At 45.0% G+C, this 12,687-nt stretch carries 10 protein-coding genes; 3 read left to right on the forward strand and 7 right to left on the reverse strand.

Going from position 1 to position 12,687, the window contains the following annotated elements:
* The first annotated feature begins 61 nt into the window (after positions 1 to 61).
* On the forward strand, positions 62 to 3,256 hold the full coding sequence (locus AC5JL3_RS20315) for a tellurite resistance TerB C-terminal domain-containing protein (RefSeq protein ID WP_496076196.1): 3,195 nt from the start codon (positions 62 to 64) through the stop codon (positions 3,254 to 3,256).
* Between the two features lie 371 nt (positions 3,257 to 3,627).
* Here AC5JL3_RS20315 and AC5JL3_RS20320 read toward each other — a convergent pair whose 3' ends face one another.
* The 7 genes from AC5JL3_RS20320 to AC5JL3_RS20350 all read right to left on the reverse strand — a co-directional run bounded on the left by AC5JL3_RS20320 (position 3,628) and on the right by AC5JL3_RS20350 (position 9,791).
* Positions 3,628 to 5,040 (reverse strand): glycoside hydrolase 100 family protein, encoded by a 1,413-nt coding sequence (locus tag AC5JL3_RS20320; RefSeq protein ID WP_496076197.1) that lies wholly within the window; start codon positions 5,038 to 5,040, stop codon positions 3,628 to 3,630.
* Between the two features lie 35 nt (positions 5,041 to 5,075).
* A complete protein-coding gene (gene mtnB, locus AC5JL3_RS20325; protein ID WP_496076198.1) occupies positions 5,076 to 5,705 on the reverse strand; it encodes a methylthioribulose 1-phosphate dehydratase in 630 nt (209 codons plus the stop codon).
* 244 nt (positions 5,706 to 5,949) lie between these two features.
* Positions 5,950 to 6,642, reverse strand: a complete 693-nt coding sequence (locus AC5JL3_RS20330) for an HAD-IB family phosphatase (RefSeq protein WP_496076199.1) — start codon at positions 6,640 to 6,642, stop codon at positions 5,950 to 5,952.
* A gap of 324 nt (positions 6,643 to 6,966) precedes the next feature.
* A complete protein-coding gene (locus AC5JL3_RS20335; protein ID WP_496076200.1) occupies positions 6,967 to 7,875 on the reverse strand; it encodes a DUF6492 family protein in 909 nt (302 codons plus the stop codon).
* A 254-nt stretch (positions 7,876 to 8,129) separates the two neighbouring features.
* Positions 8,130 to 9,296 (reverse strand): RuBisCO large subunit C-terminal-like domain-containing protein, encoded by a 1,167-nt coding sequence (locus tag AC5JL3_RS20340; RefSeq protein ID WP_496076201.1) that lies wholly within the window; start codon positions 9,294 to 9,296, stop codon positions 8,130 to 8,132.
* Between the two features lie 37 nt (positions 9,297 to 9,333).
* Complete coding sequence (locus AC5JL3_RS20345; protein WP_496076202.1) at positions 9,334 to 9,528, reverse strand: hypothetical protein; 195 nt, start codon at positions 9,526 to 9,528, stop codon at positions 9,334 to 9,336.
* Entirely contained in the window at positions 9,471 to 9,791 is a 321-nt protein-coding gene (locus AC5JL3_RS20350) for a WD40 repeat domain-containing protein (protein WP_496076205.1), read from the reverse strand. The genes AC5JL3_RS20345 and AC5JL3_RS20350 overlap by 58 nt, the downstream gene beginning before the upstream one ends.
* A gap of 229 nt (positions 9,792 to 10,020) precedes the next feature.
* Between AC5JL3_RS20350 and AC5JL3_RS20355 the strand changes: the two genes are divergently transcribed.
* Both AC5JL3_RS20355 and AC5JL3_RS20360 read left to right on the forward strand, forming a co-directional pair.
* Positions 10,021 to 11,373, forward strand: a complete 1,353-nt coding sequence (locus tag AC5JL3_RS20355) for a calcium-binding protein (protein WP_496076203.1) — start codon at positions 10,021 to 10,023, stop codon at positions 11,371 to 11,373.
* A 114-nt stretch (positions 11,374 to 11,487) separates the two neighbouring features.
* Positions 11,488 to 12,615 carry a calcium-binding protein gene (locus AC5JL3_RS20360; protein WP_496076204.1) on the forward strand — a complete coding sequence of 376 codons (1,128 nt, stop codon included), beginning with the start codon at positions 11,488 to 11,490 and terminating at the stop codon, positions 12,613 to 12,615.
* Positions 12,616 to 12,687: the final 72 nt, after the last annotated feature.

Raw genomic sequence — 12,687 nt, forward strand, 5'->3', positions numbered from 1 at the left:
AAGGTGCAGCTAGCTTCCCGAATAATTGATTTGGCTCAATACAAGTACTATACAACCAACCATGCTAATCAATCGAATTCTTTTGGGTTCAGTTGCCTTCGGTGTCAGTTTCGTATTTGGACTGTTGGCAAACTCAGGAAAAATAGACAAAGCACTGATTACGGGTGCGATTTCTGTTCCAGCTAGCTTTGCTGGAGTTTTAGTTACCGAAAAACAACGAACCAAAAGAGAAAAACTTTATAAAAACTCTTTATCTGCTCAGATTCAGGAGCTTGAGGGACATCAAACCCAGTTGCAGCAATCCCTCTCATCGGTAGCCGCAAGCAAGAAAGAAGCAGAAGCTAGCATTGATGCTCTACAAATTGAACGTGGGCAGTTAATGGGCAGAGTTTCCGAACTCAACAAACAAAGGGATGAACTAAATCAGGATTTAGCTAGTCTTCACAAGCAAAAGCAACAGATTGAGGGAGAAGCGCAAACCCTACAAACTGAGCTTCAGACACTTTTAGAACAGCAAATCGAACTCCACGAACTTCTACCTGCGGCAAAAGCGGAAGTAAGGGAAGCCCAAGCAGGCTTAGCAACGTTGCAAATAGAACTCGCGCCACTGCAAGCGCAAGTTACAGAGCAACTTCAGCAGAAGGAACAACTCACTCAAGACATCGCCGCATTAGAAGCGGTTGAGTACCAGCTAACGGAGCGCTCAGACACTCTACAAACGCAAATTCAAGCTCTTCTAGATCAGGAAATTGAGCTAAATCAATCTCTAGCCGCAAAAGCTAATGAACTCCAAAGCACCGAAACTCAAAAAACGTCTTTACAAACTGAAATTGAGCAGCTACAAGCTCAAGTTACCGAGCAACGACAGCGCCAAGGGGAATTACATCAGGAGATCACCACACTAGAAGAGCAAAGAAACGCATCACAAGGGGGAGCGCAAAGCCTACAAACACAGGTTCAAGCCCTCGAACAACAGCAAGCCGAACTTAATCAAAATTTATCTGCAAAAACTGCTGAACTTCAAACAACAGAGACTCATAAAAACGCTTTACAAGCTGAAATAGAGCAGTTAGAAATCCGTATTACTGAGCAGCTAGAGCAACAGAAAGCGATCGGTTTGAATATTGCCCTGCTAGAAGAACAGGAACAGGAATTAGAAACGCGATCGCAAAATCTCCAAACCCAAGTTCAATCGCTCGAAGAGGAACAAGGTGAACTGAGTCAAACCTTAACGGCACAAACCGAAGCAAACAGAACTTCCTTACAATCCGAACTGAGTGAGCTACAGGCTCAACTGGCTCTTTTACTTCAGCAAAAGGAAGGACTAGCTCAAGAAATTGCCACTGAATTAGAACAGGAACAGCAACTCTCACAGCAACTCGATCATCTACAAACTCAAGTTCAAGCACTTGAGAGGTGGGATACTGAGTTGAATGAGTCTTTAACCGCTAAAACAGTAGCAGTAGAGACAACAAATGCTCATCTCAGTTCCTTACAAGCAGAACTCAGCGAACGACAAAACCAAGTTGCACAAACCGAGAACCAGCAGGAAGAGCTAAATCGAGAGTTAGCGGCTTTAGAGGATAGAAAATCTCAGCTTGAAGTAGACACAAGCCACCTTCAGATTCAAATTCAAGAGCTTGAGCAACAGCGAAGTGAGGTGAGTGAGTCTTTAACCGCGACAATCGCCCAAAAACAGGGTTTAGAAGCTAGCATCAGCGCTTTAACAACAGAGCTAGAGCAGCTACAAGTCCAAGTTACTGAGCAACAGAGTACAAAAGATGCGATCGCTCAAGAATTAATTACGCTTCAGGAACAAAGACAGCAACTAGAAACTGAATTAAATGATTTACAGGCTCAAATTCAAACCCTGGAGCAAAGCACGAGCGAACGCTATCAATCTCTCTCGTCTACTGAGACAGAACAGCATCAGTTGGAAGCAGTCATTGAGTCTTTAAATGCTGAGCTTAATCAACTGCAAAGTCAACTTTTAGAAAGGCAAAACAACAAAGAACAACTAGAGCAAGAGGTAGTCACTCTCCACGAGCAAAGGCAGCAACTAGAAGCACAGGCAGGTTCACTGCAAGCTCAGATTCAGACGTATGAGGCAGAACATCATCAATGGCATGAAACCATTTCCCACGCTAGAGCAGAAAGTCAGCAAGCTGAAGCTCACCTGAATTCTCTGCAAGCTGAACTTGCTCAGTTGCAAGCTCAAGTCACAGAGCAGCAAAACAACAAAGAAGCACAGGACGCGATCGCTCAGGAAATAACCACACTTCAGGAACAAAAACAGCAGCTAGAAATTGAGTTAAACGATTTACAGGCTCAAATTCAAACCCTGGAGCAAAGCACTAGTGAGCATTATCAATCTCTCTCGTCCACTGAGACAGAAAAGCAGCAAGTGGAAGGACTTCTTGAGTCTTTAAATGCCGAGCTTAACCAGCTACATAGCCAACTATCAGAAAGACAAAACAGCAAAGAACAACTAGAGCAAGAGTTAGCCACTCTCCATGAGCAAAGGCAGCAACTAGAAGCAGAGGCAGACAGACTGCAAGCTCAGATTCAGACGTTTGAGGCAGAACATCATCAATGGCATGAAACTATTTCCCAAGCTAGAGCAGAAAGTCAGCAAGCCGAAGCTACCCTGAATTCTTTGCAAGCCGAATTTGCTCAGTTGCAAGCTCAAATTGCCGAGCAACAAAGCAACAAAGAAGAACTGAAGCAGGAAGTAATTGCCCTTGAGGAACAAAGAAGACACTTAGAAGAGGCACTCAACTATTCGCCTTCGCCAACAGAAGAAATTCCTCTAAATCCTGACGAAGAATTACCTCCCGAATGGGCTGAATTCTTATCGCAACTGCCTGAACAGGTACTCTATGATGCACAATCAGAACTTGACGAGGAATTACCTCCCGAATGGGCCGAGTTTCAGGTTCAGCCGCCTGCACAGGCAATGTCTGAGGAAGATCTCGCACTCAAATGGAGTGAATTCATGGATCAACTTCCCAAGCATGAGCTAATGGTACTCAGAGCGATCGCAGAACAAGATAATCCAGCAGCAACGATCAAAAGCATTGCGGCGGAAAACGTCACAATGCCTGAACTATTGATTGAATCAATCAATGGACGTGCGCTAGACACCCTTGGCGATCTGATTATCGAACCAGGATCGAATCCACCAATCATTTCTGATGAGGAGCATTTGACTATATTGCAGCAATTGCTCACCGTCTACGCTTATCTGGATGAGTAACCTATAAACCGATAAGAGACGTTCCGCCGGAACGTCTCTTCAACTAAAACCCAAAAAGAGACTATAGAATCGGATTTGGGATGAATTTCTATCACCTAACTGACATTAGAGGTGAACCCAACAGAAACCACAGTAGAAACCACAAGGTAGAAGGTTTATTCCTGGTTCTAAGTTTCCTGCCTATTCCCAATTCCCCAACGGGAATGCGCTTCCTCATCCGGAGTGAGCCTCCGGATGCCAGCGTCACCCAATTCCCGAAAACCCAGAAATTTGTACCTCATCTACATGAGAACCCCTATCTATCTAGTAGTTACTCAAAAGCTTGATATCGAGTAACCACTAAATAAAGGTCGTCTTTAACTAAAATTAATTTAAGCCATTTGATGATAAGACCATTCAAGTGATTCTAAGTCTTCATCAAAGCTGAATAGGGATAAATGAGAGGGATTATCCATTAGAGCTTTTCCTACTAAGTAACCTGCGACTGTCCAGGTTTGATATTTCCTCGCTTCTTTCCCAATCAATCGCCCATTCTTGCCATCATAGTATTCGGGCCATTGATCATGACACAAACGTTTTTCAGCAATTTCAATGGCTCTTCGCCCAATTTCCTTTCTTCCTGTTTTCTGGGCCGCTGCCACCAACATCCACAGTAAAACAGGCCAATTGCCGCCATTGTGGTACGACCACGGAACGTTTTTAGGGTCACATCCTGTTAAAATTTTCCATTCCAGTCCTTCTACAGCCGGAAAACAGATTTTCATGGGCATATTTCCCACTAGATCATCCCAACGTTGTTCGATGAGATCCATAATTCCTTGAGATTCTTGAGGACTGGATAGAGAACAAATAATTGCCATCAAGTTTCCAACGGCGAAGAAGCGAAAATCCATCTGTGCAGGACCCAGATTACCAGCGAGATAACCACCTTTTTCTGGCATCCATTCGGTTAACCAGTAGGGGATAGACTCAGGATAAATATTGAATTTATTAACGGCGGCTTCGCCAAATTCCTCACCCCGATAGCGATAGATTTCATTCACACGCTTAATATCTAGCCAATAATACTTACGAATATGGTAGTTGAGAGTACTCAAGCGCTGATTGACGATTAGGGTGTAAATTTCTCCTTGACGGCTGGGTGCAAGTAGCTCACGCGCTGACCTCAATGCCGCATAAAATAAGGCTTGGATTTCTAAAGGATGTCCATAAACACCCATCCGACGGTCAATCATAAATGCTCCGTCGGGAACTAAGATCGTAGGGAACATATCAAATCGGTCGGCTAGGCAAAGCTTGAGAATTAAGATAAGTCCTTTTTGAAACTCCGGTTGATGAGCAAGCGCAATGTCTCCAGTGGCTTTGACATAAGCACGTAAGAGAATAATCCACCAGAGGCTAGAGTCAACAGGCGTCACTCTTGCGATCGCATGTTCACCAAAATCAGCCGTTAAATATTGCTCACCATAGCTTGTAGCAACTTTAAAGCTGGCAGGCATCAACCCTTGACCAGCATTAAAGTAATCCATTTGCTTAGTTTCACTTTGTAGCGCTAATGTCTCTACTAGGAAATTGCGAACAATTTCCGTTTGACCGTTCATCAAAAAGATTAAGGCTGAAGAGACAAAATCGCGAACAAAGCACTGATTATAATTAAGCGCTTCGACATCCGGGTCACGAGCCGCTACTGTCCCAACAGGGTGTCCGCAATAATAAATAATGGAATCTTCAAGTGCCTTCCAAGCTGCTGCATCGATATCGCTTTGTGTTGTTATTGATTCCATAGCATCCTCTTGCTTCACTACAAACGCTTCTTTTTTTAACTTGCGTTCTCGATCCCAACGTTTCGGGCAGCTACCATATAGCGGAAAATATATTCCACAACCTCTAGGTAATTGTGAGCAACTTCTGGTGAAGAAGCCCAAACTGTGACACCGTGATTGCGGATGAGCAAAGCATTCAGTGGCGGCGATTCCGCCTGAAAGCGCTCACGGATATCACTGGCAATTCGAGGCACTTCTAAATGGTTAGCAAATACTGGCATTGCCAATATTGGGTTTTCTTCCCACACGCCAAACCCCTTAAGCATTTCCAAAGGTGGCAGAGGCAGTGCGTCCCCATCAGCAAAGTGAGAAACTAAATTAGCCTCGATGGAGTGAACGTGGTAGCAGGCTTGGGCATCGGAGAACAGAGAGTAGATTGCCTGATGAATACTGGTTTCGGCTGAAGGGCGGACATCCGGTGAGCGTTGCTCTAACACCGTGCCATCGGGCGCGATGCGGATGAAGTCACTGATGCCTAGCTGCCCTTTATTGCGTCCACTGGCAGTAATCCAAAAACTGCCATCGGGCAGCCGAGCGGAGAGATTCCCAGCTGTTCCCACCATCCAGCCTAACTGGTAGAAGTGACCAGCGGCTGCAATTAAGGTTGGTCTTGGATCGGTATTCATTCTAACCTCGAAAATTTACGTGACAGGGTTTTATTTGTCAGGGCTTACATACTCTTTACATACACGGAAAGATATGTATTAAAGCCGCTTCGTTCTGATTTACTCTGTTAGTGAAGCGGTTCCCAAGGAGCTAGTGTAGTGATAAAAGTTGGATTCTGGCATTGGTAGCTCAGGCGACGTTCGATTTCTTCCCAGTAACCTGTTCCCAGATCCCTAGTCACCTTGAACAGCCTTATTCTTTACATTAAGAGTTTTCCCATTCCTGGGATAACTTGTCACAGATATCGAAGAAATCATTCCAAGGGATGTAAGGCTTCTTGTGTTCGTCGAGGTAATGGCAAAGGCGATCGCGTGCAAAAACTACAGGTGCATGAAGTGCCATATTTAAGTCTGTCACCGAATCCCCAATCGCAATCTGTTCTTCGGCTGGGTGTCGTGCCATCACTAGCACCTTGGCCACTAGTTCTGTATCTGCCTCAAACTCTGAGAACACCTTTAGATAGTCGCGTGTCGCATCGAGATCAACAGCATAAATCGCTGCCATCCGCTCAATTAAGCTTTTTCCCTTCGTACTTGTCTGACTCAATACCGTTTCCACTATCCCTCGCACACCACCGGAAACGACAATAAAGGGAACTTCTTGAGCATCCAGAAAATCCAGTAATGCTTCTAGTCCTGGACGGATTAGCTTTGGCTTAGCATATTCAATGATGTCGGGATAGTGGACTGAAGGGATTGATTCTAAGAGTTGCCGCACACCTTCACGCAAGGTGATGCGCCGAGCGTACATTTCGGGCATCAATTGCTCAGATAATTCGGGTGCAAATTCTTTAAGCATCCCCACGAAGGTTTCTTCGGCTGTAATCGTGCCGTCGAAGTCACAGAAGACGACTCGTTTGGGCTGATTTTGATTGGATAGCGACGGTCTTTTGGGCACAATCAAGCATTAGCAAAGCTTGGCATCAGCCTACCATGTCATTAGGCTTATCGCACATTAGTTATTTTCGCGAGGCTGTACTAACCGTCTTCTGTCACTCTGGTGATCGCAAATGCTGAAACCCTGATAGGACAGTAGTTCTCCCAATTAGTCTACATTTTTGAGTTTCCCTCAGAAACTCACTACTCAAATCCTTACATTAGGGCAATTTCAGAGTTTATCTTCGAGCATGATTTTCTGAGAGTGACAGAAGCTGTTCACGGACGTAAGCGCATCCGTTATGCTGCGTAAGAAACCATTCTGTTTTCTTAGGAGAGGGCTAAGCTATTCGCGGCTAGTGTTATATGTAGCTAATAGAGTTTGATAACGCTCAACAGACATACCAGCTTTAGCTGATATCATTACAGCTACGTCTCCGGGTGGCATTTCTGCGAAGAAGTTTTGCAACTGCTCATCTGACATGCCTATATCAGACCAGTATTCCTTACAAATACCGCTCGACACATCATAATGTCCGGAGTTTTCCTTTAGAACGTGGTCAATAAAGACTCCGTACAGTACATATTCAGAAATATGGAATGAGTTGCACAGCGCTTCAATCCATTGCCGTCCAGAAACCTCCTCAATCTTCTGATACATCTTCAAAACATTGTCACGTCTCCAAGTCACAAAATTGCCAATGTACCCTGGAAGTGGGTAATCCATCGGTGGCAAACCTAGTAGGCGACTAGCAGTTCGGTGCCATTTTAAATACCCTTGCTCACCTTCTACCGTCGGGAAGCCTACACTGGGTATGCGGAAAAACTGGGCTTGATCTCCACGAGTAAGGCTTAGAAGATTAAAAGGGCGTACAAAGGCTGCATCCGAATCAACGAACACCAAAACGTCTTTATGAATGTGTTGAGCTACTGCAATTTTGATAATTTGTTGAAGATGCCAACCTCGGAGCGGTAAAGTTTTTAAACTTAGCCACTTATTCTTCTTACCAAAGGGAACCTTTTTAATCCACCAAGGTAGTATTGATTCTTTGGTAATAATCTCTGTATTTGGGCTTTTTAGCTGAGAGAAAAGCGGGAGATCCGACTTGTCTACAACAATGTAATGGGTGACAGAAGGTGAGACAAATTCTTTTAGACTCCAGGATAGCAGCCTACATCTTTCAAAGTCAGGAGCATAGCTAGGAGTAATAATAGCAAAGCTTAGTTTTTGGCTTGTGTCGCTTAAGTTACTCATTACTTAAGAAGATAGATTTGTTAATTACTATATAGAATAATCATTTAATTTATGTAATGTCACCTACTTTAAGCTGTCGCGCATTTAAATTGGGTATCAGTAGCAACCAGGATCGTTACACTACAAGAATTTGGCAATTTTTGACAATCAGGTTTAAATGACGAAGAGCTTATTATCTAAGGAGGAGATTTTAGAAAAAAAAATTTAGAGAATAAAAATCCGGATTTCTATTGTTACTTCTGTTCAAACTGATCTTATTTAACTCCCCATTTCTCAACGGCACGGCGAAGTGCGCTTTTGGGAAGGGTTTCTAGTTCAAAAGATTCGCCTTGCTTGACTCGTTCTAGGGCTTCAAAAAAGGCTTTAACACCTGCGGCTGGACTATCTGGATGATCCATAATTCCAGTACCCGCGTTGAGAATAACATCCTGACCGTAATCGAAGAGTGCTTTGGGTACAACACCGGGATGAATACCAGCGGAGGGGACAGGGAAGACATTACGCGATCGCAAACTGTCGCGAATTCGTATTTCCTCGGCTGGGTCAAATGGCAAATTCCCATAATGAGCAGGATACAGCACCGCATCTGCCCCACCATGCGCCATTAATGTTCCCAACACAACTGAGTACGCTATACCGTAGTCAGGGGAAGCACACATCGCCCCCGCTAAGGCAGGATGAGCAAAAATTGGCACATTAATCTTCTCATCAGTGGCTAGCGCACTTAATACTGAAAAACCATAAGTAAGAACATTAAGAAGTAGTGCGTTCGCCCCTTCACGTACTAAAAGATGCGCTTTCTCAATTAGCTTATCCGCTGTACCTGTGACATTAACTGCATACAGGACTGTACGTCCGGTCTGCTGCTTGACCTCATCAATAATTTGGCGGCAAGCTTCCAGGCGTTTTAGGGTTGGGGCAACCTCTAAGTCCCCCATAATCTCATCATCTTTAATAATGTCTAGCCCTGCGTAAGCAACTTCTTTTAAAATCGCCGCATGGTCCTCAGCAGAGAGTCCTAGCGCTGGCTTAAAAATTGCCATAATCAAGGGTCGATCAACAACTGCCAATCTTTCCCGAATCCCTGTAATCCCCAATTTTGGATAACTACCATAATGTTCTGGGAGACGCACAGCCACAACCTTTGCCGCACCTGCCATTGAGTATTTCCCAAAAATCATTGTCAAGAGGCTGGAGATGTCATTCTCGACATTAGTTTCTGGAAAACTGATGGTAGCGAGGCTATAGCCATCGGGATCGGTACGTCCACCGACCACTTCGGCTAAATGCGATCGCAATTTCTCTTCATGATGAGCAAAACGGGCATCCCAGGTGCCAGCCGTTTGCCCTACTGCAATGACTTTAGCTTGGCGTTCCGCATCAACACCGGGCGGAAATCGGTAATCAACTTCAATACTCATTTTAAAAAACAGATCTTACTTGTTAGCTTGATGTCAATTATAGAAATGACATCTCACCATAACTGCTCACCTCAATAGCCCCCAGTGTTTTGAGGGTAGCTTTTTGTGCTTCTGTTAAACCCGTAACCCCTGTAATATTCATCCCTTCATAAGGGCGCTCAGTTCTTAGAGTTTTCAGGCACTCACCTGTCTTAACATCCCACACTTTAATCGTCTCGTCTTCACATCCCACATCATTACGGTTTGGTCTTCAGAGGCACTGGCTAAAGTTTGACCATCAGGATTCCAAGCCACTGACCACACCAAATCTATGTGTCCCTTTAACGTCAAGAAGGGTTGAGCATCTGCAACTTGCCAAAGGCGAACTTCACCATTGGTATCTCCTACTGCTAGAAGTTTACCATCTGGGCTAAAGGCAACACAAAGAATACTCCCGAAGGTGTGAGTAAAAACAGTCTTTGATAAATCTGAGCCGGCAAAGTTGACTTGATGCAGTTCGGCATTTGGGAGGTAAGTTCAAGCACACCTGCTGCCTCAGCAAACAGTTAAGCCGGGGGTTAAGTAAATTAATTCCTTAGCATAAGTAGACTTGGCTAAAATCAATAATCCGCCTATGGATAGATGAAAAAATTGTAGGTCACCCAATCGGGTGACCTACGTGGGTGAAGTGCGATCGCTTTGTATTCTAGTTAACTGAAAAAAGGACAAAATTGGGTATGTCAAGATGGCAACTAGAAACGGCACGAATGGCGATGACACTCTCAGCGGAACTGATGAGAACGACACCCTCAATGGCTTAGCGGGCAATGACACCCTCAATGGGGGAGAGGGTGATGACATTCTAGATGGTGGTATAGGTGCCGATCTCATGGAGGGTGCCAATGGTAATGACACCTACATTGTTGACAACATTGGCGATCTGATTGAAGAGACAGCCCCTAATGATAGTAATAGTTTCGACACCGTAGAATCCAGCATTACTTGGGTACTAGGTGAGAATTTAGAAAAGCTGGTTCTTACGGGTAATGCAGCAATAAATGGCACAGGTAACGATCTAGGCAACCTCATCTACGGAAACTCTGCCAACAACTCTCTATTTGCTGGCTTTGGCGATGACCTTCTCGATGGTGGTGCGGGTGCCGATCGCATGGAGGGTGGCAATGGTAGCGACACCTATATTGTTGACAACATCGGCGACCAAGTTATTGAGTCTAGCAATCCTTACTACGATACCGACACTATAGAATCGAGCATCAGTTGGACGCTGGGTAGCAACCTAGAACGTCTAGTTCTTACGGGTAATGCAGCGATAAATGGCACGGGTAATAGTCTCAACAACGGTCTTACTGGCAACGATGCTAACAACTCGCTGTTTGGTGGTGCTGGCGATGACGACCTCACTGGAGGAGGCGGTAACGACATCCTTATCGGTGGAAATGGTAATGATCTTTATCTCATCTATAACGATGATATATATTCTGATGCCAACGACACCATTGTTGAGGACGCAAATGGTGGCATAGACTTGGTTTTCTCTGCTGCTTCTTGGACACTTAGTGCCAACGTGGAAAACCTGACTCTCTATGCGCTTAGTAGCCTCGATACCATGTATGGCACTGGTAACGAACTCAGCAATGAAATTAGGGGAGATTACAGCCTTGACACTCTCATAGGAAAAGCGGGTAATGACATCCTCATGAGTGGTGCGGGCAACGACACCTTAATTGGTGGCAAGGGCAGTGACACGCTTACAGGTGGTACTGGGGCTGACCGTTTCCTCCGTAAGTACAGCACTACAGCCATTGACACTATTACCGATTTTCAGGTGGGAGAGGATTTGCTGGGTTTCTCAGCTAGTGGTTTCGGCGGTGGACTGGCTGGGGGAACTGTACTGAATGAGACTCAATTCACCATTGGTTCAGCGGCGGCTGATAGTAGCGATCGCTTCATCTACAACAGCGCTACAGGTGGTCTGTTCTTTGATGCTGATGGCATTGGTGGCACGGCACAAGTACAGATCTTCACCCTCTCTTCTGGCTTGGCAATGACCAACGCGGATATTTTTATCTTCGCGTAGTCTCTCTTACTCGACTAAGGCAAGTGGTTTTGCCAGTAGCTGCAATTTGTTTTTGGCAGTGATTATCTAACTTTTTCCCAAGCTTTTGAACGATTGAACATAAGGAAAAATCTCATGGCTATTATTAATGGCGACGCGACTAATAACGTTTTATTTGGTACCGACAGCGATGACATCATTAGAGGTCTGGCTGGCAATGACACACTAAATGGTAATGCAGGAAATGATGAGCTATTTGGGGATGATGGTAATGACAGCCTTGATGGTGGAACTGGCGCGGATACCCTCATTGGTGGAGCGGGTGTTGATACTTATTACGTAGACAACCTATTGGACAACGTTGTTGAAGACGTGAATGGTGGTCTAGTAGACAAGGTTATCTTTAATGTTGGGAATACATCGGGAAGTGTAAGTTATACATTGGCAGCCAATGTAGAACACCTACAAATCTTAGGTGGTGCAAATAATGCCAATGTTAATGCCACAGGCAACGAGCTAAATAACTTTCTCATCGGGAATTCTTATCAGAACTCCCTTTTTGGTCTAGCAGGTAATGACACCTTGGAAGGTTCGGGTGGTGGTGATTTCCTCTATGGCGGAACGGGTAATGATATTTACCGTGTTAGAGATGTCACAGACAGCATCATTGAAGACGTAAATGCTGGAGTAGACACCGTTGAAACTACCGTTTCTTGGATTTTGAGTGCCAACCTGGAGAACCTTTTGCTCAAAGGAGCAGCGAATCCAGCAGGAGGAGAGCAGGATCAGCCAATCAATGGCACAGGCAATGAGTTGAACAACACCATCACGGGGAATGATGCCAACAACGTTTTGTATGGCAAGCAGGGCAATGACACTCTTCTGGGTGAGGGAGGCGATGATCGCATAGTCGGCGGCATCGGTAACGATATACTCACAGGTGGCGTTGGAGCTGACCGTTTCCTCCGTAAGTACAGCACTACAGGCATAGACATCATCAACGATTTTCAGGTGGGAGAGGACTGGCTAGGTTTCTCAGCTAGTGGTTTCGGCGGTGGACTGGCTGGGGGAACTGTACTGAATGAGACTCAATTTACCGTTGGTTCAGCGGCGGCTGATAGTAGCGATCGCTTCATCTACAACAGTGCTACAGGGGGTCTGTTCTTTGATGCTGATGGCATTGGTGGCACGGCGCAAGTACAGATCTTCATACTCTCTACTGGCTTGGCAATGACCAACGCAGATATTGTCATCTTTGCCTAAGTACCATAACTACAGAAGCTAGTAGACTTCGGCGGAAGTCTACCTGCCATTATGCCGCCAAAGCCTTACCCT

This window comes from Symplocastrum torsivum (assembly GCF_059505465.1).